This window comes from Streptomyces sp. NPDC004788 (genome assembly GCF_053601115.1).
In genome coordinates, this window is sequence record NZ_JBSGBF010000015.1 from 19,836 (window position 1) to 43,027 (window position 23,192).

Below are 23,192 nucleotides of genomic sequence, written 5' to 3' on the forward strand. Positions count from 1 at the left end.
CCCACGGGCGCGGCAGAGGAAGGGGCGGGGTGTTTCACGTGAAACACCCCGCCCCTTTGCAAAACCGCAGGTCAGAGCCGGTTCACACCGGTCCCGGACGCTAAGTCACGACTTCGCGGCGATTCAGCCGTGAAGGTCAGCCGTGAAGTCGGCCATGAAGGTCAGCCGTGAAGTCGGCCATGACGGTCAGCGGCGAAGCCGGGCACGAACGTCAGCCGCGAAGTCGGCCATGACGGTCAGCGGCGAAGGTCGGCCGTGAAGGCCGGCGTCAGCCCAGGCCCAGCTCGTCCAGCGCGTACGCGTAGAGGTACGGCACGCCCGCCGTGTCGGCGATCTTCTCGCCCGCGCCCGTCGCCCGGTCCACGATCGTCGCGACGGCGACGACCTCGGCGCCGGCCGCGCGGGCCGCCTCGACGGCGGTCAGCGGCGAGCCGCCGGTGGTCGAGGTGTCCTCGACGATCAGGACCCGGCGGCCCTTGATGTCCGGGCCCTCGACCTGGCGCTGCATGCCGTGCGCCTTCGCGGCCTTGCGGACCACGAAGGCGTCCAGACGCTCACCGCGCGCGGCGGAGGCGTGCAGCATCGAGGTGGCGACCGGGTCGGCGCCCAGGGTCAGACCGCCGACGGCGTCGAACTCCAGCTCCTTGGTCAGCTCCAGCATGACCTGGCCGACGAGCGGCGCGGCCGCGCCGTCGAGCGTGATCCGGCGAAGGTCCACGTAGTAGTCGGCCTCAAGACCCGAGGAGAGGGTCACCTTGCCGTGCACCACGGCCTTGTCCTTGATCTGCTGGAGCAGCTCAGCGCGTACGTCAGTCATGCTCATGAGCTTAGGGCCTGTCCTCAGGGCCGCCCGCTCACAGCCGGCGCCAGGTCCAGGTCGTCGAGACCTCCAGCGGGTCGATGGGCGTGACCAGGCGCGGGAGGGTGTTGAGGCCGTTCGGCGGGCCGGACTGGGGCTCGACGCAGACGGCGTCCTCGGGCTCGTCGTAGACGACGACGTACTCGGTCCGGCTGGTGACGCGCAGCTCCAGCTGCCCCGGCCAGGTCAGGGTGACGTCGACGCCGTCCGGCATGCCGAAGCAGTCGTCCCAGGGGCGCGGGGTCGGGTCGATGCGGCGGCCGGTCGGGATGTGGTTCGCGCCGCGCTCCTCCTGCCAGGCCGGGTGGAAGCCGAGCTCGACGTCCGCGCCGCCGAGCGAGCGCCGGAACCAGGGATGCCAGCCGGCCTGCGCCGGGAAGGAGTCGGACGCGGTCTCGACGCCGAGCGTGAGCGTGAGGGAGCCCTCGCCCAGCTCGACGATCTGGGTGACCTTCCCCGCGTACGGCCAGGGCTCGCCGAGTTCGGTCGTGAACGCGGCCGTGGACTCGGTGACCTGGGCGGTCTTCCACGGGACGTCGCGGACGGTGCCGTGGATGGCGTGCGGGGCGGCGTGCGCGCTGACGGGGAGCTGGTGGACGGTGGCGCCGTTGCGGAAGCGGGCGTTCTCGGTCCGGCCCGCCCAGGGCGCCATCACGAAGCAGCCGAAGTGTGCGCCCTGGAGCAGCAGTTCGGTGTCCCCGATGCGCAGGCCGGTGATGCGGCAGCCGTGCTCGGGATCGATGGTCAACTCGGCGTCACCGGCCGTCAGTCGCGTCAGATTGCTCACGCTCCGACCCTAGGCGATGACCGGGCCGGCGGAAGCGTTTCAGCGTTTCAGCGACTCGGCGACGCCGGCTGCTCGGTGGCTCAGCGGCCCGGTGCCGCCGACTGCTCGGTGGCTCAGCGGCGGCGGCGCAGGGCGCGGCTCACCACGACGGCGGAGGCGAGGGCGAGCGCGGCGGCGGGGGCGATCCAGCGCAGACTCGCGCCGGCGCCGGAGGCCTCGACGGCGGGCACGGGGGCGTACCGGCCGCGCGGCGGGGCGTGGTCGACCTCCTCGGCGCTGCGGCCGATCATGGTGCGCCGGGCGTGCGCGGCCTCGGCGGGCTGACCGGTGCCGGGCGACTCGTACTCCTCCTCGTCGGCGAGCGGGTCGAGGGACGGCGGCGGCACCGGCGTGTCGAAGACGGACGTGCGCCCGTCCGTTTCCGCCGCCGCGTCGTCCCCGTCCCCTTCCTCGTACGCGTCCTCGACCTCTCCCGCGTCCTCGACCTCTTCCGCGTCCTTGGCCTTCGCCCTGCTCTCGCTCTCGGCGGCCATCTCGGCCTCCACGTCCGCCACCGCGACCAGCGCCTCCGCGAACCGGTCGAGCAGTCGGGCGCCCGCCGCGCCTCGGGCGTCCGCGTCGGCGTCGGCGAGCCGCCCGGCCGCCGTCACCTCGCCGGTGAAGCCGATCGTGGTGCCCTCGGCCAGCGGAGTGAGGGTCAGCGTCAGCGCGAGCGACGCCGTGCCCTTGCCGCGGACCTCGGCGCCCTCGCCCTCGACGGCGAAGCCTCCGCCGCCGTCCCGCTCGGCGATCCGGAACGTGCCGCGGTAGGTGATGGTGTTGCCGCCGACCCGGACCTTCAGCCGGCCCGTGAGGGGCCCGGTCGCCGCGTCGGCGTCCTGCTGGAAGCCAGGCACGCAGCGCGCGACCCGCGCCGGGTCCGTCAGCGTGGCACGCAGGACCTCGGCCGGGACCGGGACGAACACCTCATGCTCCATGGGAGCCGAGCCTACTCAGCCGGGGCCCGCCCGTCGCCTGTTTGCGCGCCCCCGGGCGCCGCGGCCGCGCGTCAGTAGCGCGGATGCACCAGCGTCGACGGCGGCAGGCCGCCCGCGCCTCCGGTGCGGGTGCGCTCCACGCGGCTCTCCGCCTCGGTGAGGGTGGCGGCGGTGAGGGAACGCAGCCGGGGCGCGTCGGGCGCGAGGCCGAGGACCGGCGGCCTGCCGCCCCGGGTCGCGAGCAGGAAGCCCCACTCCGCGCCCCCGCTCCCCTCCCCGCCCCGGGCCCCCTCGCCCTCCCTTTCCGCGTCCCTGTTCCCGTCGCTTTCCCCGTCCCCCTCCCCGTTCCCGCGCGCGGTCGCGGCATACGGGCGGGTGGTGAAGCCGGCGGCGCGGAGGGTGGCGTCGACGGTCCAGTACGTGCGGGGGCGGCCGGTCGCGGGGCCGGCGTGGACCACGAGGCGGCCGCCGTCGGCGAGGACGCCGGCGGCGAGTCCGTAGAACTCCTCGGAGTAGTGCATCGCGCCCGCGGTGTCGCCGGGCCCGGGGTCGGGCAGGTCGGAGATCACCACGTCGTACCGTTCCTGCGGAGAGCGGTGGAGGCGCAGCCAGCGGAACGAGTCCCCGTACGCGACGGTCACCCGCGGGTCGCGGAACGCCTGTCCGTTGAGCACGGCCAGGTCGGGGTCGGTACGGGCGATCCGGGCGACTCCCGGGTCGAGCTCGACGACGGTGACGGCGCGCACGTCGTCGTAGCGGAGCACCTCGCGGGCGGCGAGCCCGTCGCCGCCGCCCAGGATCAGCACGCGCGTGTGCCGGCCGTTCATCGCGGGGTGCACCAGGGCCTCGTGGTAGCGGTACTCGTCGCGCCCACCGACCCGCAGCCGCCCGTCCAGGAAGAGGTCGGGCGGGCCGCCGCGCTCACCGGTGACCACCACCTCCTGGACGTCGGTGCGCACGGCGATCCGCACGCTGTCGCCGTACACGGCCCGGCGCGCCGCCTGTTCGAAGTCGTCGGCGAGGACGGTCGCGGTGGCGAGGACGGCGAGCACGGCGAGGTTCGCGCCGATGAGCAGCCTCCGCGAACGGCCCGTCAGGTCGTGCCGGAACAGGCACAGGACGAGCGCGCCGCCGGCGACCGCGTTGACCGTGCCGGTGACCAGCGCGCCGGTGAGCTGGCCGAGCCAGGGCAGCAGCAGGAACGGGAAGGCGAGCCCGCCGACCAGCGCGCCCACGTAGTCGGCGGCGAACAGGTCAGCGACGGTCCCGGCGGCGTCGTACGGGCCCCGCTGGGCGCGGGTCCGGCCGCGCCGGGTGCCGCCCGGGACGACCCCGGCGACCGGCCGCGCCGGCGAACGCGCCGACTCCGCCCGCTGGATGAGCGTCATCAGGAGCGGGATCTCCGCCCCGATCAGCACGCCGATGGCCAGCGAGAAGGCGACGAGCACCCACTGCGCCTGACCGAGCCAGGCGAAGGCCGCGTACAGCACCATCGCCGAGCAGCCGCCGATCAGCGCGAGCCCGCCCTCGACCAGGCCGAAGCCGACGGCGGCGCGGCAGCGCAGCCGCTTGGCGAGCAGCGAGCCGACGCCCATCGCGAAGACCATGACGGACAGCACGACGGACGCCTGGGTGACCGAGTCACCGATCAAGTAGGTGGCGAGCGCCACCAGTTCGAGCTCGTAGACCAGGCCGCAGGCGGCGCAGACGAAGACCGTCACCAGGACCGGATACCGCACCGCGCTCGGCCGGACTGGCCGCCGCACCGCCGGTTTGGGCGGCAGGGGCAGCGTGGTCACGGGCGGGTCGATCATGCCCGTAACGCTACGTCACACCTGTTCCGCACAGTGTCACCCGCGCGAGTGCATCCGAGGCATATGTGCGGCGGCGCCGTGAACGCGCGGCTACGCCGGCGGTCCGGAGCGCGGCTCAGGGCGCGGCTCAGAGCGCGGCCGGCATCCGCGCGCCGATCTGCGTCCTCGTCACCACCAACTGCCCTTCCTGCGGGTAGGCGTGCCAGGTACGCCAGCGCACCTGGCCCTCGTGGCGCTGCGCCAGCATCGCCGTGAAGGCGTGCGGCGAGCCGGGGAACGTCCCCGCGAGGCCGTGCGGATGGTCGGCGACGAGTGCGAGCAACTCCTGCGCGCGGCCCGCGAAGGAACCCTGGGTGAGGGTCTCGACGCGGGCGGCGAACTCGTACTCCCACTCGCCGACCCGCTTGGACACGCCCAGCGGCAGCGGGGTGCTGCTGCCGGGCATGCAGGCGACGGTCTCCGAGCAACTGCGGTCCTCCTCCCGGAGGAGTACCTGATGGGAGGCGCCGAGCAGCCGCAACTGCAGCTTGGCGCCGGCGAGTTCGAGATCGAGTACGGCGAGCGCGGGCAGCGGGTCGCGCCCCAGCGCCCAGGCCAGATCGGCCGCGCGCGTATCGGTGTAGGAGGTTTTCAGGGTCGTGAGCATGGATCGGCTCCGCAAACACGGTTGGCGGGTGGGCCGGAGGCGTCCCGGTGAAGGGTTTCGACCGGGAGTGGGGATCGCCGGCTCGGGTCCACACACGGTCCGAGGGCTGGATGTTCTCAACAACGAGGGAATCATGAACCGTGGGCGAGTCGCAGCGTTTTTGCCCAACTTGGCGTGGTTTCCATCCCCTCGGGGGCCCCACGGTTCAACTGTTCAATCGGAATCGATCGCGTGATTCCCACAATCGCTCAACAGAGTGGTCGCAGACGCGTGTTGTTCCCCGTTTTCCCCGCCGGCCCAGTCAGCTGCCCCCGCCACAGCCGCCCCCGCAGCCCGATCCGCACCCCGAGGACCCGCAGCCCGAGGAGCCGCCGCACGAGGACGACGAGCCGCAGCCGCCACCCCCCGAGGACGACGAAGAGGAAGAAGAGGAAGAAGAGGAACCGCCGCCCGCCCAGCCACTCCGGCGCTTGCGCCGCTTGCGGGACCGGCTGCCACTGGTCGCCGCGACGAATCCGACGACCACAAGAATGATGAGTCCGATGACGATGAAACCGCCCATGGAGTCCCCCGTACGTTCGAGCTTTCGCGTCAGCCAGAGTGGCTGTGCGAGGGGGATTCCCGCCCCGGCCGGGCCCGAAGCGCGCAGAGCGCGCACTTGAGCAAGTCCAGAGCTTCACCCCGGGGCGGTCGGCACCGGCCGGCTCAGGAGCCTTCTGGCGCCTCGGGCGTAGGGCTCCGGGGCCTCCGGCTTCGGGCTCACGCGGCTTGGCTCCCGCGGCTTCGGGCGCCGGGGGGGTGGGCGCCGGGGCTGGGGGGCTGGGGCGGGCGAGAGACCGGGGCGGGCGAGGGACCGGGGGCCGGGGCGGGCGAGGGACCGGGGGCCCGGGGGCCGGGGCGGGCGAGGGGTGCCCGGGTCGCCTGCTTGTCCGTCGCTCGCCCGCCGTCAGAGGATGACCCCGACGACGAGTCGCGAGGAGCGAGGAGCATTGATGGGTACCAGGCCGCTGCTGAACCGCCGGCTCGCCGAGTTCGGGACGACGATCTTCGCCGAGATGTCCGCGCTCGCCACCGCCACCGGCTCGATCAACCTGGGCCAGGGCTTCCCCGACACGGACGGCCCCGAGGAGATCCGCGAGGCCGCCGTGCGCGCCCTGCGCGAGGGCCGCGGCAACCAGTACCCGCCCGGCCCCGGCGTGCCCGAGCTGCGCGCCGCGATCGCCGAGCACCAGCAGCGCCGCTACGGCCTCGCGTACGACCCCGACAGCGAGGTGCTGGTCACCGCGGGCGCCACCGAGGCCATCGCCGCCGCGCTGCTCGCGCTGGTCGAGCCGGGCGACGAGGTCATCGCCCTGGAGCCGTACTACGACTCGTACGCCGCCTGCATCGCCATGGCCGGCGGCACCCGTGTCCCGGTCACCCTCCGTCCGCACGACGGGGCCTTCGCCCTCGACCTCGACGAGCTGCGCGCCGCGGTCACCGACCGGACCCGGCTGATCCTGCTCAACACCCCGCACAACCCCACCGGCACCGTCCTCAGCCGCGCCGAGCTGACCGCCGTCGCCGAACTCGCCCAGGAGCGCGACCTGCTGGTCGTCACCGACGAGGTGTACGAACACCTGGTCTTCGACGGCGCCGCCCACCTGCCGATCGCCTCGCTGCCCGGCATGCGCGAGCGCACCGTCACCATCGGCTCGGCCGGCAAGACGTACTCCTTCACCGGCTGGAAGGTCGGCTGGATCACCGCGACGCCCGAACTGACCAGCGCGGTCCGGTCCGCGAAGCAGTTCCTCACGTACGTGTCGTCCGGTCCGTTCCAGTACGCGGTCGCCGAGGCGCTGCGGCTGCCCGACACGTACACCGACGCCCTGCGCGCCGAACTCCAGGCCAAGCGCGACCTGCTGAGCGCGGGCCTGACGGCGGCCGGCTTCGGCGTCCACCGCCCCGCCGGCACGTACTTCGTCACCACCGACATCCGTCCCCTCGGCGAGACCGACGGCTTCGCCTTCTGCCGCGCGCTGCCGGAGCGGGCCGGGGTCGTCGCCATCCCCAACGCGGTCTTCTACGACCACCGCGAGGAGGGCGCGCCGTTCGTGCGGTTCGCGTTCTGCAAGAAGACTGAGGTTCTGGAGGAGGCGGTGGAGCGGCTGAAGAAGCTGGCGTAAGGCTGAGGGGCGGCTTCGGGCGCGGGTCGGGCCCATCCCGCGCGGCGAGCGGCACAGCCACGAACACAGACACGGGCACGGCCACGGGCACGGGCACGGACACGGGCACGGACACGGCCACGGGCACGGGCACGTTCACGTACACGGCCACGGCCACGGCCACGGCCACAGGCACGTTCACGTACACGGACAATCCGGGGAAAATCCCACGGTTCCGACGGGCGCGCCCCCTCCGCGGCGCGCCGCTTGTCGGGTAAACCGACTGTCGGGAAATGCCCGACCGGACTCCCGCGCGCACGGAGGTGCCCCCTGTCCGCCGAGACGATCGACCGCCCGCCGGCCGACGCCGCCCCCGCACCCACCGCCGCGCCCGCCCGGCGCCGCCTCCCGCGCCTGCGCGCCTCGCTGCGCCGGGCGGCGCCCGCGCTCGGCCTCTTCGCCGCCGCGCGGCTGACCGGGACGCTGGTGTTCGCGCTCTGGGCGTGGCACATCGGGCGCTCGCCGCGGGCACTGCTCGCGAAGTCGTGGGACTCGGACTGGTACCTGCGGATCGCGGCCAACGGCTACGGCCGCACGCTCCACTGGCCGGACGGGGCGCCCATGTCCGACCTGGCGTTCTTCCCGCTCTACCCGGGGCTGATCCGGGCCGTCGCCGGCGTGCTGCCGATCGCCTACGGGACGGCCGGACTGCTGCTTTCGTGGCTGGCGGCCGGGGCGGCCGCGTGGGGCGTCTTCCTGGTCGCGGAGCGCCTGTGCGGGCGACGCGTCGCGGTGTTCACGGTGCTGCTGTGGGGGTTGCTGCCGACGTCGTTCGTGCTGACGATGGCGTACACGGAGCCGGTCATGACCGCCTTCGCCGCCTGGGCGCTCTACGCGGTGCTGACCCGCCGCTGGTTGTGGGCGGGATCCCTGGCCGCGCTGGCCGGACTCTCCCGCCCCAACGGCGTCGCCGTCGCCGCCGCAGTCCTCGCCGCCGCGACCCTGGAACTGTGGCGGCGGCGGGGGCGGGCGAGCCGAGGCGGACGGGCCGGCTGGGAGGTGTGGGCGGGGGCCGGGGTCGCGCCGCTCGGCTGGGTCTCGTACCTGCTGTGGGTCGGCGCCCGGCGCGGCGATCTGCTCGGCGGCTACTTCGCCGTCCAGGACGGCTGGACCAGCCGCTTCGACTTCGGCGAGGGCGCGGCGCGCTTCGTGAGGGACATGCTGAAGGGGCCGACGCAGTTCGGGTACGTGATGGCCCTGGCCGTCACCGCGGTGGGCGCGCTGCTCTTCGTACTGCTCCTGCTCGACCCGGACGAGCGGCCGCCGCTGCCGGTGCTCGTCTACACCGGCATGCTCGTGCTGATCACCGTCGGCGGCTCCGGCTTCTTCGAGTCGAAGCCGCGCTTCCTGCTGCCCGCGTTCCCGCTGCTGCTGCCGTCGGCCCGGGCACTGGCAAGAGCCCGGCCACGCGCCGCGATCACGGTGATCGCGGGCCTGGCCGGGCTCTCGTTCGCCTACGCGCCGTACGCGCTGACGCTGGCGCGGATGGCGCTGTGACCGCTCGGCGGTCACAGCGGGACCGTTCGGCTGACTACTCGGCGGAGCCGTCGCCGTCGCCGGACGCCTTGTCCTCCGGGGACTCCAGGCCGAACTGCTCGACGATCCACTTGTCGAACTCGATCGACGCGCGCACCCAGCTGACCGTCGACGACACGAAGTGCTCCAGGGCGACGCCGGTGCCGATCAGCATCTGCGCCTCACCGATGAGGCGGAGGGTGGCGGAGCCGTCCTCCTCCTCGTGCAGGTGGGTGTAGACCTTGGGCCACAGCGTGCGGCGGTTCCAGTCGTCGATCGCGTCGAGGATCTTCGCGCGGTCGTCCGCGGCGTGCGGGCGGTCGTAGAACGTCCGCACCGAGAAGACCTGCTGCTCCGCCTCGCCGCGGAACATGAAGTACGTGCGGAAGTCCTCCCACGGCGCCGCGAGGTCACCCTCGTCGTCGACGACGTACTTGAGCTCCATCTGCTCGAGGAGCTGCTTGACCAGATCCTGGTCGGGAACGACGGGGCCCGCCGGTCCTGCCTGCGGCTGGGGCTGGGCCCCGAAATTAGGAATCGAGGACGGGTCGATGCTCACCGGGTTCTTCCCTTCGTACGGATGCCGCCATCCTCCCCCATGGCGGGCGGGGGGTGGCAAGTCCCCACGGCGCGATCAGCTGCGGGCTGACATGATCTCGCCCCATGGGGGATGCGAAGCGGGTCAGCTGGAAGTGGATCGGGATCACGGTGGGCCTGACGGCCCTGCTGTTCCTTCCCGTGGGCTGCGTCGTGCTGACCGGGACATTCTTCGACGACGTGGACGAACCCCACCCGACCGACTGCGCGAAGGCGATGTCCTGGGCCGGGGCGACCCTGCCGAGGAGCGCCGAAGGCGCCCGCTGCACCGAGGCTACCTGGATGGACACCACCGTCGAGGCAGAGTTCCGGACGCCGAGCACGGAGGTCGCCGGGTGGCTGGCCGGCACGTATCCGGCGGTGCCGGCCGAGGTGACGCCCGGCGGACTGCGTCTGCACCTCGACTACGACGACACGGCCGGGGCGAGCGGCGCGTACGACGTCCTGGTCGAGGTGCGGTACGAGGACGGGGACACCGCCCTCGTACATCTCACGGCTGGCGACTACTGAGCCCCGGCCCGGCCTGCTCCGTACGGGCTGCTCCGCCACGGCCTGCTCCGTACGGCCCACTCCGCCACAGCCCACTCCACGGCGGCCTACTCCGCCCTCCCCACGATCAGCCCGTCCTCGAAGCGGTCCACCCGGACCGTGTCGCCGTCGCGGACCTCGCCCGCCAGGATCTCGCGCGCGAGGCGGTCGCCGATGGCCGTCTGGATCAGGCGGCGCAGCGGGCGGGCGCCGTACGCCGGGTCGTTGCCCTCCTCGGCGAGCCAGGCGAGGGCCTCGGGGGTGACGTCGAGGGTGAGCCGGCGGTCGGCGAGGCGGCGGGCCAGGCGGTCGATCTGGAGCTTGGCGATCCGGGCCAGCTCGTCGCCCTTCAGGGCGGAGAAGACCACGATCTCGTCGAGCCGGTTCAGGAACTCGGGCTTGAAGCTCGCCCGGACGACCTCCAGGACCTGCTGCCGCTTCTCCTCCTCGCTGGTCAGCGGCTCCATGAGGAAGTGGCTGCCCAGGTTCGAGGTGAGGATCAGGATCGTGTTGCGGAAGTCGACCGTCCGGCCCTGGCCGTCGGTGAGCCGGCCGTCGTCGAGGACCTGGAGCAGGATGTCGAAGACCTCGGGGTGGGCCTTCTCCACCTCGTCCAGGAGCACGACGCTGTACGGACGGCGGCGCACGGCCTCCGTCAGCTGGCCGCCCTCCTCGTAGCCGACGTAGCCGGGGGGCGCGCCGACGAGACGGGCGACGGAGTGCTTCTCGCCGTACTCCGACATGTCGATGCGGACCATGGCCCGCTCGTCGTCGAAGAGGAAGTCGGCGAGCGCCTTCGCCAGCTCGGTCTTGCCGACACCGGTCGGGCCGAGGAAGAGGAAGGAGCCGGTGGGCCGGTCGGGGTCGGCGATGCCGGCCCGGGTGCGGCGCACCGCGTCGGAGACGGCCCGCACGGCCTCGCTCTGGCCGATGAGCCGCTTGCCGAGCTCGTCCTCCATGCGCAGCAGCTTCTGCGTCTCGCCCTCCAGGAGCCGGCCGGCGGGGATGCCGGTCCAGGAGCCGACGACGTCCGCGATGTCGTCCGGACCGACCTGGTCCTTGACCATGCTGTCCTTCGCGTCCTGCCGGGCCTCCTGCTCGGCCTCGGCCTCGGCCTCGGCCTCGCTGGCGGCCTCCAGCTCCCGCTCCAGCGCCGGGATCTCCCCGTAGAGCAGCTTGGACGCGGTGTCGAAGTCGCCGTCGCGCTGCGCGCGCTCCGCGCGGCCGCGCAGCTCGTCGAGCCGCTCCTTCAGCTCACCGACCCGGTTGAGGGACTGCTTCTCCTTCTCCCAGCGGGCGGTGAGGCCACGCAGCTCCTCCTCGCGGTCGGCGAGGTCGCGGCGCAGCTTCTCCAGGCGCTGCAGGCTGGCCTCGTCGGTCTCCTTGGAGAGGGCCAGCTCCTCCATCTTCAGCCGGTCGACGGAGCGCTGGAGCTCGTCGATCTCGACCGGCGAGGAGTCGATCTCCATCCGGAGCCGGGACGCGGCCTCGTCGACGAGGTCGATGGCCTTGTCGGGCAGGAAGCGGGAGGTGATGTAGCGGTCGGAGAGGGTCGCGGCGGCGACCAGCGCGGAGTCGTTGATCCGCACCTTGTGGTGCGCCTCGTAGCGGCCCTTGAGTCCGCGCAGGATGGCGATGGTGTCCTCGACAGACGGCTCGGCGACCAGGACCTGCTGGAAGCGGCGCTCCAGGGCGGGGTCCTTCTCGATCCGCTCGCGGTACTCGTCGAGGGTCGTCGCGCCGACCATGCGCAGCTCGCCGCGGGCCAGCATGGGCTTGAGCATGTTGCCCGCGTCCATGGCGGAGTCGCCGCCGGCGCCCGCGCCGACGACGGTGTGCAGCTCGTCGATGAAGGTGATGATCCGGCCGTCGCTCTCCTTGATCTCGGAGAGGACGGTCTTCAGCCGCTCCTCGAACTCGCCGCGGTACTTCGCGCCGGCGACCATCGCGCCGAGGTCGAGCGAGACCAGCCGCTTGTCGCGCAGCGACTCGGGGACGTCGCCCTTCACGATCCGCTGGGCGAGGCCCTCGACGACGGCGGTCTTGCCGACGCCGGGCTCGCCGATGAGGACCGGGTTGTTCTTGGTGCGCCGGGAGAGGACCTGGACGACGCGCCGGATCTCGTGGTCGCGGCCGATGACCGGGTCCAGCTTGCCCTCGCGGGCGGCGGCGGTGAAGTCGGTGCCGAACTTCTCCAGGGCCTTGTACGAGCCCTCCGGGTCGGCGGTGGTGACGCGGCGGGCGCCGCGCGCCTTCTCGAAGGCGTCCTGGAGCCGGCGGGCGGTGGCGCCCTGCTGGTCGAGGACCTGGCCGGCCCGGCCGCCCTTGGCGGCGATGCCGATCAGCAGGTGCTCGGTGGACAGGTACTCGTCGCCGAGCTTCTTCGCGCGCGCGTCGGCGTCGGCGATGACGGCGAGCAGCTCGCGGTCGGGCTGCGGGGGCGCGACCGTGGACCCGGTGACGCTGGGCAGGGCGGCGAGCAGCCGCTCCGCGCCGGAGCGCACGGCGGCCTGGTCGGCCTCGACGGCGGCGAGCAGGTCGGTGATGTTCTCGTTGTCCTGACCCGCGAGCAGCGCAAGCAGAAGGTGCGCGGGGGTCAGATCGGCGTGCCCCTGGGACACGGCGCGGCTGCTCGCCGCGTTCAGCGCGTCCCGGCTCCTGTTGGTCAGTTCGGCGTCCACGTGCGGGGTCTCCTCCTGCGTCTTCGACTGCGGCTTCGGGTGCGACAGCTCCTATGACTCATCCAACGTACACAAAGTTGAGCCTATTCCGCTCAAGGTATCGGACGCAGCCCTCCCCGGAGTAGTTTCCGAAGCATGGCCATCGACCCGAGCAAGCCCAGCGACTCGTACCTCAGCTTCTGGCGCGAGTACCACATGTGCACCCTGACCACCCCGCGCCCGGACGGCACCCCGCACGTGGTGGCGGTGGGCGTCACCTACGACCCGGAGGGCGGCGAGAAGGGCATCGCCCGGGTCATCACCAACAAGCACAGCCGCAAGGTCGCCAACGTCCTGGCGGCGGGCCCGGACGGCGCGCGGGTGGCGGTCTGCCAGGTGGACAAGGGGCGCTGGGCGACGCTGGAGGGCGTGGCGCGGATCCGCACCGAGGCCGAGGTCGTCGCCGACGCGGTCGACCGCTACGCGGCCCGCTACAACCGGGTGCCGACCCCGAACCCGGACCGCGTCGTCATCGAGATCGCGCTCACCCGCGCGATGGGCCGGGCCTGACCCGTAGAACAGCGGGAAAAGCACAGCGGCGCCATCGCGTTTCAGGTCCGCGATGGCGCCGCTGTGTGGGGGAAGCGCCCGAACGATCTACAACGACGGGGGAATCGTTCAGGCACTGCGGGGGGTGGCGGTGATGGTCTCCGTGTCGATCAGCTGGGGCTCCAGCAGCTGATGGTCACGCTGATCGAGGTTGACGAAGATCATGCCGTACCGGATGGCACAGCGAACGGGCTGCGGCGCACCGCGCGGGCGGCGCAGACACCGATAGGCACGGACGTCCTCGTCCTGTTCGCGGGCGACGACGATCGGCTCTCCGAAGAGGGTCACCATCAAGGAGTCACCACGGTGGGGGATGGCCGTGACGAGATCGATGAAGTGCCACCCGGAGCGGTAGGCCGATGCCATCTCACGCCGGAACCTGGAGTCATCGGGAGTCATGCGCCGACGGAGCTCCATCCGGGGTCATCCGCCACGGACGGCTCCGACAGACTCCAACCCGGGTCGTTGGGCACGGCGAGCACGCTGGCCGGGGCGGAGCTCCACCCGGGGTCCTGGGTCACCCCCACGGCGCCGACCGTTGCAGCCGCGATGAAGGCGACTACGGCCACCGCGCGTATGAGCTTCTTCTTCATCACCGAGCAACCTCACTTGAAGGAAACGAGATTTCCAACCCCCGCGAGTAAGACGATGGCTTACTCTCTACGCCCGCACCACCAAACCCAGGCATCATGTTCCTGAGATGCAGGAGCATGGGGGTGTACATATGCGGAAAGAAACGTACGAAACCGGGCACCCTCATTCGCACGCAGAGCTGTGCAAAGCGGGTTCCGCGCTCTACGCAGCCGCGTTGCGAGCAGGGCGAATACCCCGGTCAGAGGTAGCGGAGGCACCCTGCCTTCTCGATCTGTCGCTCCTGCACCCGGATCCGGACGACCCTCGATGGCTGCGGCCCGTATCGCCGTCCGCCGCCCTGGCGCAACTCGTCCAGCCCATCGAACGGGAGATCCTCGACCGCCGGCGGCTCACCGTCGCTCTTTCGGACACGTTCGCGCCCTTCATGGCGATCAGCCCTCATGACTCGCCGTCGACGCACGCCATCTCCGTGCTCGAAGGCATCGACCGGATCAACGCGACTCTCGACCGCGTCGTCGCCAACTGCCGCGAGGAACTGCTGACCGTCCAGCCCGGCGGCGGCCGCCCCGCGCACGCTCTCAGCGAGGCACTGCGCCGGGTCAGTCCGCTCCTGGGGCGCGGAATCCAGATGCGCACCCTCTACCAGCACACGGCCCGGCACACCGAAGTCACCCTCACCTACCTGGAACACGTCGGTCCCGAAGTCCAGGTCCGCACCCTCGAAGAGATCATCGACCGGCTGATCATCGTCGACCGTGAGGTCGCCTTCATCCCGGCCCGCCAGGACCGGCAGGTGGCGCTCGAACTCCGCCACCCCGGCCTGGTCGCCTACCTCGTCGGGGTCTTCGACCAGTTCTGGCAACTCGCCGTCCCCATCAGGGAAGAGATCCCCTACGACCTCAAGACGGACGGCATCACCGGCGTTCAGCGCTCCATCGCCCGCCTCCTCGTCGAAGGCCACGTCGACGAGGCCATCGCCCGCCGCCTCGGCATGAATGTCCGCACCTGCCGCGCCCACATCGCCAAACTCGCCGCCGCCCTCGGCAGCGGCAGCCGCGCCCAGCTCGGCTATCTCATCGCCCAGTCCGGCATCCTGGAGCAGGGGAACGACTGACCTGCGCCCTCGGCATCGTCCTGGCCGGGCCGGCGCCCTGCGCGTCTCGGGCAGGAACTGCCCTCCGTGGTTCTCGACGGGCCCCGGCACTGATCCCGATGACTACTCGGCGGTGCCCACCGCCCGTTGACAGCCGATCCGGTACATCAGCTGCTCGTTCGTCCTGACGTCGTATCGGTCGCGCAGCGCGGCCATGTAGTTGGTGTACGTTCGCGGGCTGATCTCCAGGGCGCGGCAGATCGACTCCCGGGTTCGGCCCTCGGAGAGCATCTGGAGGATGTCGCGCTCGATCAGCTCACGGTCGGTGGGCCCGTCCGCCGGAGCGGGGAACCAGGGATCGGACGCCTCCCACTGGCGCTGGTACACCTCCCGGAGCCAGGCGAGCAGCGCGGGGTCCCGGACGATGATGGCGGGCTCGCCGGCCCCTTCGCCCACGCGGATGTCCGAGATCAGTGCGACCGTGTCAGTGAGGATCATCCGGGAGAAGTTCCTTGCGGACGTCCTGCTTTCGGAGCGCCCGGTTTCGGCCGTGCGTCGCGCGTACTCCGTCTCGGCCGGCCTCGTGCGTGCGCTTGTCGGGTAGAGGGTGCGGTATCGCACACCTCCCCTCTCCAGAAGGACGACGTCGCGGTCAGCGGACTTCGCCAGTCTTTCCAGCGTCCGTGGGCGGGTCTGGGACGACCAGACGATGCTGGAATGCTCGATGGCGCTGTGGATCACGGCGTTGATGGCCCTCTTGTCCTCGAGGACCTGGAGGACGTTGGTGCCCGCCGAGGTTTCGCTCCCGCAGGCCGCCTGGCCCAGGGCATCCAGGATCGGTCCGATCTGCCTCATGCGCTGAACACGAAGGCGGATCTCGTCGAGCTCGTTGGCATAGAAGTCCCGCTCGGCCTGCGACAGACTTCTCGCACTGGGCCTGTTTGAGAGGGGCTCGTTGAAGACGACTCCGATGCTCCGGAGGTTCTCCAATCGAGGATCGTCCGCGGAGACTTCGGCGCTCTCACCGACGACCTCGCTGAAGAGCTTCACGTCTTCCTCGGACAAGCTCAGCTCCCCAGCCCCCGACATCGTTTCGCGGCCTTCGTCCACAGTCTCCCCCTGCCCCTTCAGGCAGTGCGCCCATGGGCAACCTTCAGGGCTTGCACCGCCAAAGCTGTCACGAAACCCTAACCGTCAGTGAACCGCGGAGCCATGCCGAGAGCCCACGGGAAGGCGTGTACACCGCGCTGTGCCTGTACTGATTCAACCGGAGGAGCTCGTTTCATGAAGAACGCGAACGGGAGCACAAGCAGGCTCGCCGGAGTCGCTCTGATAAGCGCCGTGACCCTCGGGTGGGTGGCAGTCCTGCGGCACTCCGGCGGGAACGGGCCACAGCCACGAAGCCGGACGGAGGCGCCTCGGCGTCGACCCGCCCGCCAGGACTGCCAGTGCCGGGGGCGACCACGACCGAGTGCACGCCACATCAGCACCACCGGCGACGGACGAGATTCCTGACCGACCCGGACCCGGCACGCCTGAACATGTCATGGACACTTCATTTTTCGCGCTTGCCGATCGAGGTCCTCACTGGTCGATTTCAATCTCGCCCCGCCGAATCGCCATAACCCGCACCCCGAAACGAATGCACAGGTCAAAACACATTCCGCTACCGGAGCAGACAATCCAGATGTCTCGAATCACGCGAGTGGCTCTTGCCGCCGCCCTGGCCATAGCCGGCGTCGCCGTCGCCGAGGCGCCCGCCAATGCCACGACAGTATACAGCTCCGACGAGTGTTCTTCCTCCACCAGATGCTTCGCACTCTTCTATAACAGCATGCAGAACATCGGCATCTTCTATTCGTCGTGCTTCATCACCAACAAGAGCGAGTACTCCCACCAGGGGTACAGCATGGCCACACCCAGTGGCCTCTATACGGTTAACTACCAGTTCGATTTCCGAGACTTCGATTTCCACGATGCCGGAAGTCAATGCCACCCCGGCGACGGAGCCGGCTACAGCTTGAAGAATGACGCAGCAGGCGGCGTAAACGAGGACTCCGCGTCCCATCGCGTCTACTACAACACCGGATACGGAGGCACCTATCAGACTTTTTACCCGGGTGACAGCAAGAACCTGATTTCCGCACTCAAGAACAACAACGCCAGCAGTCAGAGGCTCTGATGACGAAGAACAAGCTGATCACGCTCACCCTGTTCAGTCTGACGCTCCTCACGGCTTGCGGTCAGGAACAGCGGACTCCGACATCGGCCGGAGACGTCCCCCCGGTCAAGTCGACTGCCGGCTGGACGCAGGTGAAGCGGGACGGGTGGCCGGAAGCGGTACCCCGTAAGGGACTCGCTGAGGGCTTCACGCTTCCGATCGAGCAGTACCTCGTCTCCTACTCCGACGAGATTACGTTCCGCGAGGGGCGTGGCAACGCGGAGATCAAGTGCATGCGGTCCCTCGGGTTCCCCGACTGGCGCACGGAAACACTGGGAGCCCATCCGCCGTCCTCGGGCAGCTCGTCGAACATGGAGCGACGGTACGGCCTCACGATCCGCAGCGAAGCGGAGAAGACCGGCTATCACGATGCCCACGCGTCCGCGGGAAGCACAAGCGAGCTCTCCGGACAGGAGACGCCGCAAGCGGTCATCGCCCTCAAGGGAAACAAAGACGGCCAAGAAATCAAGTTGCTCAACGGCAAGCCCCTGCCCGAAGGCGGTTGCCTAGGAGAGTCGCAGCGCCAGGTGCCAAGCCCTGACGTAACCCTGGCCGAGGAACTCGCAGGACAGAGTTTCACCGCGTCACAGGAGACTCCCGTGGTCAAGGCCGCCATGTCCGCGTGGTCCACCTGCATGAAGGGCCGCGGATACCAGGTCACCACCGTGTGGGACGCCGCAAACCTCGCCGACCCCACCTCCTCGTCAGTTACAGATGAGGAAAAGGCGATCGCCCTCGGAGAGATCGACTGCAAGCAGAAGACCGGTCTCGTCTCCATCTGGTTCAAGGCTGAGCGAAAGATCCAAGAAGAACTCATCGCCGAGAACCGAGGTGCTCTGGACAAGGCACGGGCCAGCACTGCCGCCAGCCTCAAGGCGGCACAGCAGGTCACCGCCGCCACCCACTGACCGCCTCAGCCTTACACCAAAGCCTGTACATGTCCGCGAGCCCAAGCGCCGCTGCGCAGTTCCGGCCCCATGCCTGACGCGACGAGGACGTGCGCGACGCCAGTGACCTGCGGGGAGAAGAGCGTCAACGCCCCCTACCCGCGAACCGTGCGACGGCTCGACCAACCCTCACACGACGAGGAACACGCATGCGTAAGGCGACACTCGTCTCCCTGACGTGGGCCGCGGCCCTCGCGCTCACCCTGCTCGGCACCACCTCGGCCGTGGCCGCCGCTCCCACGTGCGCCGACATCTGCATCCTCGACATCCGGACGGCGACACACGACACCTACGACCGTCTCGTCATCGACCTCGGCGAAGGAACCATCCCCGGGTGGACCACCGGTGAGCAGACCACACCGCTCTACTGGGGCGAGGAAGGCTCGCAGACTCAGGTGCCGATCAAGGGCGACTCCTACTTGAAGGTCTCCCTCATGCCGGCCGAGACGTTCGACGGGAACTACCAGCCCACCTACACCAGCCCGAGGTCCGAGTCCTACGCCTACCCGAGCCTCAAGGGCCAGGCATTTGTCTACAGCTTCGAGGACAGCAACACCTTCGGACTCGCGCTGGGACCGCACTCCTCCTACAAGGTCTTCAAGCTGACCGCGCCCAACCGGATCGTCATAGACATCAACCACTGACGCCCGAACCTCATCCCTCGGCCGTCGGCTCATGCTCGACGGCCGGCGGGCGCTGCTGCCCCTTTGACGAGGTAGCCCCGCCTTCAACCGCAAAGGATGCTCATGCTGACACGAAGATCCCCGTCTTCCTGCACCCGGTCCCGATCCTCACAGACCTTTGGTGCTCTCAGGTCCTCGTTAACCGCGCTTGTTCTGGCCAGTGGCTGTGTCTTCGCGGTCCCCGCCCCGGCATCTGCCGACAGCTGCAAGGCGTCAACCTGCACGGGCCAGAGTCCAGTGACGTTCGGCTGTGCTGGGGATGCCCGGCTTCTTGAGGAGGTTGATGAGACCGGCACATCTCTGAGGTTCTACTACTCGCCCATGTGCGACGCCTCGTGGGCGAAGGTGACCGTCGACCCGGCGTCCGACCTCTGGCCGCGCGCGGCGAACATCTTCTACGTGTCGCAGCTCGGTGGGAGCGAGCAGGGGTACTCGGCTGGATACGTGAACCAAGACGATGTCGCCAAACCCACGCCGATGGTTGGCGGCAAGGCCATGGCGAAAGGCTGCTCGACAAGCGCAGGGCCGGGATACGACCCAGCCCCGGAGACCTGGAAGCAGGCTGGGACCACGGGAGTGTGCACGCAATGGCATTGAGAGGAAGGCACGCTTTTCGTAGTCGCATGCGTATCGATCGTCAGTCGACGAGAGTTGCCCTTCTCTCCTGCGTCACCCTGGCAGCGGGGCTGCTGCCGGCCGCACAGGCGACTGCGGTAACTGACCATCCGTCATATGAGCGGGGCCCGGCACGCACCGGCGGAACGCTCTTCGAAACACCTGACAGGGCACTGGGCAAAGCTTGGAGGACTTCCTCCGACAGCGCGGTTGTCGGAGCAGGCGACTCCAAGGGCTTCCACATTCTGGTAGCCAACGAATCCCAGTCGTTCCGGTACCGCGAGGTCGCCAACCTCAACGAGTCCGGTCTCGACGGCATCGGCCTATGGACTGGATATGTCTGCACCACAGGCTCCGGCCGGTATGCCGCCGCCGTTTACGCTCCGTCCGTAGCGGCCAACAAGCCCACTCTCATGGAGCATGGTGCGTTCGCGGCGGTAGTGGACGTGGCGACCGGGAGGGTCACCAAGTCCGTCGCGGGGGTCCAGCTCGCGTACTTCTCCCCCGCTTGTGGTCAGGGCGACACCGTCACCTTCACACGCAGCGCTGTCGACGACTCGGGGCACGGCTCCACCCAGCTCTTCGACGTCGACGCCAAGACCGGCAAAACGGTCAGCACCACCACCGTCAAGGGGCAGCTCACCAACCCCCTGCCAATCGAAAGCGGAGACATCGGCGCGCTCGGCGATCGGCTCGTCAAGGTCCACCCTGACGGTCGGACGACTGCGCTCACCAAGATCCCAGGGCGCTTGTTCGCACTGGCCCCATCCACAGACGGGGCCGTCGACCTGGCCGTCGTCGCGGACGGAAAAGACGTCGTGCACCGCTGGGACGGCCAGAAGCTGACGAAACTGGGCACCGCACCGCTGGGCAGGCTCGGCCTCTTCAACCGCCACGGCGGTGACCTGGTCGCAGGGCAGGTGTCCGAAATCAGCACCGCCAAGGCCCCGGGGCTGGCCAAGGCGGACGCTCCGGCCAAGCCGATCGCCGTGTCTCGTGAGGGCCACCTGCTGACCACCTCGGCGGTATCGGAAGAGCTGAAGGGCATCACCTCGAAGGTCGGCTCCTCCAGTGAAGAAGGGGCCGGTCTCATCAATGTCGCGGCTCTCGCCACGGCAACAGACACCGCTTCGGCGACACAGGTCATCACGGCGGCAGCGGCAGCCGGCACGGCCGATGACGTGGAGCCCATCATTGACGGCCAACCGGAGAAGGCCGCTCTCGCACAATTGGGACTGACCCCAGGCGAACCCAGTCCCCAGTCCCACTACTCCAACTGCCTGGTCAAGCGGGGCGACCCACACGCGCAGGCGTTGCAGCCGAGTCCCAACATGGTGGAGTGGGCGGTCGATCAGGCCGTGCACGGAAACCTGAACATCACCCGTCCGGCGAACTACCTGGGCACCGGAAGTCAGTCCTACAGCCCTCAGAGCCTGTTCCCCCGCGTGTCGCTGACCGGCGGTGGAGCAGTGCCGGCGCAGGTCATGCTGGGCGTCCTCGCCCAGGAGTCGAACTTCAAACAGGCGTCCTGGCACTCGGTGCCCGGTGATGGAGGCAACCCGCTCCTCGGTGACTACTACGGGAACGCGGGGAGCATCCACTACTACCCGAACAGCGGTGCCGCTGACTGCGGTTACGGCATCGCACAGGTCACCGCGGGGATGAACGAGGCCAAGCCGAACCCCTACAACCCGACCGAGGCATATGCCATCGCCACCGACTACGCTGCCAACATCGCCGCCGGCGTACAGATCCTCAGCAAGACGTGGAACCAGCTCAAGGCGCTCGGGATGAACGTCAACACGGGTAACTCCTCATACGTGGAGAACTGGTTCACGGCGTTGTGGGGATACAACAGCGGCGTCTACACCGACTCGTCGCAGAACGGCGGCCACACGGGGCTCGGGTGGTTCAACAACCCGGCCAACCCGAGATATCCGGCGGACCGCGCGCCGTTCCTGCGCACCTCGTACGACGACGCCGCGCATCCGGCCAACTGGCCGTACGAGGAGAAGATCATGGGCTGGGTGGAGACGCCCCAGCTCACCTACAACGCCAAGCCGTCCTATTCCCTGCCCCTGTTCCCCGTGGGCGGGACGGGCCTTGCAGGCAAGCTCAACCTCAACACGAACTATCGGAGTTACTGCCTCAGTTCCAACAACTGCAACCCCGGGGCCGGCTCCGGCACGGATCCGTGTCCCGCCGAGAACGAGACCTGTTGGTTCAACGGATCGGTCTCCTGGGGAGCGGGAAGCGACAGCACCAACGGCTCCAGCGAGAACCTCGTCTACTCCCTGGGCAGCGGCGAACCCGCGCTGAACCGGCAGTACGCGGCGGGTCCGTGCAACAACGCCCCCGCTGGCCTCCTGATCGACGACCTTCCCAACCCGAACGACAACACACAGGGGTGCAAAGAAACCCGTTCCAGCGACGGAAAATTCAACCTGCAACTCGGCGACAACTTCACCTCCAACCGCAGTGACGGCACCTGGCGGGCGACCGGCGACATAGCGCCGATCGACCTGCACCAGCTCGGCGCGGGTTACGACGGGCATGCCTGGTTCACCCACGGCTACAAGGGCGGCTCCGGAAGTGAGGCCGACCTGTGGCACAAGGTCTCCGCGACCTGGACACCGAACCCGGGCTACATGTCCGAACCGAACACCAGCGGTCTGCTGTACGACATCTACGTGCACCTGCCCAACCACGGAGCTCAAGCCGTCGTCCCGTATCACGTCAACGTCGGTAACAACACCGCCGGAGTCACGGCAACGCGCACCTGCAACGTCAACCAGGGGACCCGAAGCAACGGCAAGGACGTGTGGGTCGAGCTGGGCACACTCCGCATGTGGCAGGGCGGCAACCTCCAAGCCGACAACACCAGCCGCACCGACTACACCGGCGACTTGGACGTCGCCTTTGACGCGGTGGTCTTCGCAGCCACCCCGACGCCCTCCAGCACCGGCATCTGCTTCCACGACGCGATGCCCTGATCCATCCACCCGTTGAAGTCGGCGGTGCGCCCGCCGGTCCCTCTCCAACCGGACGGATCGTGAGGCGCACCGCCTTCCACTCGCGTGCCGCGCATTGGAGCCCCCCACATGAAGCCCCTACCCCTCCGCGCCCGATACCTCGCCATCGTTCTGGTTGCTTGCGCATTCCTCGGTGGCTGCACCACGTCGCATCACCCGCCCTCACCAGGCATCGACTCCGCGGCACCGGGGCCGGGGGAAGGCGAGGTCGTACCCTCCGCCACGACGCCTCCATCCCCCTCCCCGACAACCGAACCCGATCTGAAGAACTGGCCGAAACACCCGGCATCGGCAGACAGATTTCCTCACAGCATCCGCAGCACCGTCGTGGCCAAGGGCTATACCGGAACAGCGTTCCTGCAGCACCTGACCCGGCAATGGCACATCACCCTGAGCCCCAGGCAGAAGTACGACTTCAAGAAGGACGACGGCCAGCCCGCCGTGTGGCTCTCCACAGGCGCCGCGCACCCGTCTGCCGGCACCGAGCTCAGTGTCGCGGTCGTGTGGAACCTCTCGGGCGACATCGAATCCCTTGCCTGTTCCGCGGACCGGAAAGCTCCGGGACACACCGACTTCCTCCGGGACTGCATCAAGCTGGATCACCCCGGCTCGAATCCGATCGATGCCACCCACTGGCTCGACGAGATGATCCCGGAAACCGACAAGGCGCAGGCACGGGCAAAAGGGCCGGTCGGCAGCCCGTTGTACCGAGCAGGCCGGGCGGCTTCCTTCCTTCAGGAATACGACAACGGGGCGGAAGGAGTGAAATACACGGTCCGCATCATCGGTACGTCCTCGTGAGCATTCCGGG

The 23,192-nt window shown here is 69.6% G+C and carries 20 protein-coding genes; 11 read left to right on the forward strand and 9 right to left on the reverse strand.

Annotated elements, in window-relative coordinates; all coding sequences use genetic code 11:
- Window positions 1–268: 268 nt before the first annotated feature.
- The 5 genes from pyrE to ACWEJX_RS09775 all read right to left on the reverse strand — a co-directional run bounded on the left by pyrE (window position 269) and on the right by ACWEJX_RS09775 (window position 5,083).
- Window positions 269–817 (reverse strand): orotate phosphoribosyltransferase, encoded by a 549-nt coding sequence (pyrE, locus tag ACWEJX_RS09755; protein WP_403793976.1) that lies wholly within the window; start codon window positions 815–817, stop codon window positions 269–271.
- Between the two features lie 37 nt (window positions 818–854).
- Window positions 855–1,646, reverse strand: coding sequence for an aldose epimerase family protein (locus ACWEJX_RS09760; RefSeq protein ID WP_451606984.1), 792 nt, complete (start codon window positions 1,644–1,646; stop codon window positions 855–857).
- Between the two features lie 113 nt (window positions 1,647–1,759).
- Window positions 1,760–2,623, reverse strand: coding sequence for an SRPBCC family protein (locus tag ACWEJX_RS09765; RefSeq protein WP_451606985.1), 864 nt, complete (start codon window positions 2,621–2,623; stop codon window positions 1,760–1,762).
- A gap of 71 nt (window positions 2,624–2,694) precedes the next feature.
- Complete coding sequence (locus tag ACWEJX_RS09770; protein ID WP_451606986.1) at window positions 2,695–4,437, reverse strand: spermidine synthase; 1,743 nt, start codon at window positions 4,435–4,437, stop codon at window positions 2,695–2,697.
- A gap of 127 nt (window positions 4,438–4,564) precedes the next feature.
- Entirely contained in the window at window positions 4,565–5,083 is a 519-nt protein-coding gene (locus ACWEJX_RS09775) for a DUF2617 family protein (RefSeq protein ID WP_451606987.1), read from the reverse strand.
- A 992-nt stretch (window positions 5,084–6,075) separates the two neighbouring features.
- Between ACWEJX_RS09775 and ACWEJX_RS09780 the strand changes: the two genes are divergently transcribed.
- Together ACWEJX_RS09780 and ACWEJX_RS09785 are read left to right on the forward strand one after the other, a co-directional pair.
- Complete coding sequence (locus tag ACWEJX_RS09780) at window positions 6,076–7,248, forward strand: pyridoxal phosphate-dependent aminotransferase (protein WP_451606988.1); 1,173 nt, start codon at window positions 6,076–6,078, stop codon at window positions 7,246–7,248.
- A gap of 324 nt (window positions 7,249–7,572) precedes the next feature.
- Window positions 7,573–8,784 carry a glycosyltransferase family 39 protein gene (locus ACWEJX_RS09785; protein WP_451607052.1) on the forward strand — a complete coding sequence of 404 codons (1,212 nt, stop codon included), beginning with the start codon at window positions 7,573–7,575 and terminating at the stop codon, window positions 8,782–8,784.
- A gap of 34 nt (window positions 8,785–8,818) precedes the next feature.
- On the opposite strand, the gene ACWEJX_RS09790 is transcribed toward ACWEJX_RS09785, so the two are convergent.
- Window positions 8,819–9,361, reverse strand: coding sequence for a type III secretion system chaperone family protein (locus ACWEJX_RS09790; protein WP_403793992.1), 543 nt, complete (start codon window positions 9,359–9,361; stop codon window positions 8,819–8,821).
- A 104-nt stretch (window positions 9,362–9,465) separates the two neighbouring features.
- Between ACWEJX_RS09790 and ACWEJX_RS09795 the strand changes: the two genes are divergently transcribed.
- Window positions 9,466–9,909 carry a hypothetical protein gene (locus ACWEJX_RS09795; RefSeq protein WP_451606989.1) on the forward strand — a complete coding sequence of 148 codons (444 nt, stop codon included), beginning with the start codon at window positions 9,466–9,468 and terminating at the stop codon, window positions 9,907–9,909.
- A gap of 86 nt (window positions 9,910–9,995) precedes the next feature.
- Here the strand turns inward: ACWEJX_RS09795 and clpB are convergent, their stop codons facing one another.
- Window positions 9,996–12,608: an ATP-dependent chaperone ClpB gene (gene clpB / locus ACWEJX_RS09800; protein WP_451606990.1), complete on the reverse strand. Its 2,613-nt coding sequence runs from the start codon at window positions 12,606–12,608 to the stop codon at window positions 9,996–9,998.
- A gap of 135 nt (window positions 12,609–12,743) precedes the next feature.
- On the opposite strand from clpB, the gene ACWEJX_RS09805 reads away from it, so the two are divergent.
- On the forward strand, window positions 12,744–13,157 hold the full coding sequence (locus ACWEJX_RS09805; protein ID WP_451606991.1) for a pyridoxamine 5'-phosphate oxidase family protein: 414 nt from the start codon (window positions 12,744–12,746) through the stop codon (window positions 13,155–13,157).
- A 108-nt stretch (window positions 13,158–13,265) separates the two neighbouring features.
- On the opposite strand, the gene ACWEJX_RS09810 is transcribed toward ACWEJX_RS09805, so the two are convergent.
- A complete protein-coding gene (locus ACWEJX_RS09810; protein ID WP_451606992.1) occupies window positions 13,266–13,595 on the reverse strand; it encodes a (2Fe-2S)-binding protein in 330 nt (109 codons plus the stop codon).
- A 325-nt stretch (window positions 13,596–13,920) separates the two neighbouring features.
- On the opposite strand from ACWEJX_RS09810, the gene ACWEJX_RS09815 reads away from it, so the two are divergent.
- Window positions 13,921–14,904: a helix-turn-helix transcriptional regulator gene (locus ACWEJX_RS09815; RefSeq protein WP_451606993.1), complete on the forward strand. Its 984-nt coding sequence runs from the start codon at window positions 13,921–13,923 to the stop codon at window positions 14,902–14,904.
- Window positions 14,905–15,006: 102 nt separating this feature from the next.
- Here ACWEJX_RS09815 and ACWEJX_RS09820 read toward each other — a convergent pair whose 3' ends face one another.
- Window positions 15,007–15,948, reverse strand: a complete 942-nt coding sequence (locus ACWEJX_RS09820) for a helix-turn-helix transcriptional regulator (protein ID WP_451606994.1) — start codon at window positions 15,946–15,948, stop codon at window positions 15,007–15,009.
- Window positions 15,949–16,588: 640 nt separating this feature from the next.
- On the opposite strand from ACWEJX_RS09820, the gene ACWEJX_RS09825 reads away from it, so the two are divergent.
- The 6 genes from ACWEJX_RS09825 (at window position 16,589) to ACWEJX_RS09850 (ending at window position 23,182) form a co-directional block, all read left to right on the forward strand.
- On the forward strand, window positions 16,589–17,065 hold the full coding sequence (locus ACWEJX_RS09825) for a hypothetical protein (RefSeq protein ID WP_451606995.1): 477 nt from the start codon (window positions 16,589–16,591) through the stop codon (window positions 17,063–17,065).
- Window positions 17,065–18,012: a hypothetical protein gene (locus ACWEJX_RS09830; RefSeq protein ID WP_451606996.1), complete on the forward strand. Its 948-nt coding sequence runs from the start codon at window positions 17,065–17,067 to the stop codon at window positions 18,010–18,012. Before ACWEJX_RS09825 ends, ACWEJX_RS09830 begins: the two co-directional genes overlap by 1 nt.
- A 188-nt stretch (window positions 18,013–18,200) precedes the next feature.
- The gene (locus ACWEJX_RS09835) at window positions 18,201–18,695 is read left to right on the forward strand and encodes an AMIN-like domain-containing (lipo)protein (protein WP_451606997.1); all 495 of its coding nucleotides are present in this window, start codon (window positions 18,201–18,203) and stop codon (window positions 18,693–18,695) included.
- A 102-nt stretch (window positions 18,696–18,797) separates the two neighbouring features.
- A complete protein-coding gene (locus ACWEJX_RS09840; protein WP_451606998.1) occupies window positions 18,798–19,331 on the forward strand; it encodes a DUF2690 domain-containing protein in 534 nt (177 codons plus the stop codon).
- 26 nt (window positions 19,332–19,357) lie between these two features.
- Window positions 19,358–22,342, forward strand: coding sequence for a hypothetical protein (locus ACWEJX_RS09845; RefSeq protein ID WP_451606999.1), 2,985 nt, complete (start codon window positions 19,358–19,360; stop codon window positions 22,340–22,342).
- Window positions 22,343–22,708: 366 nt separating this feature from the next.
- On the forward strand, window positions 22,709–23,182 hold the full coding sequence (locus tag ACWEJX_RS09850; protein WP_451607000.1) for a hypothetical protein: 474 nt from the start codon (window positions 22,709–22,711) through the stop codon (window positions 23,180–23,182).
- The last annotated feature ends 10 nt before the right edge of the window (window positions 23,183–23,192 follow it).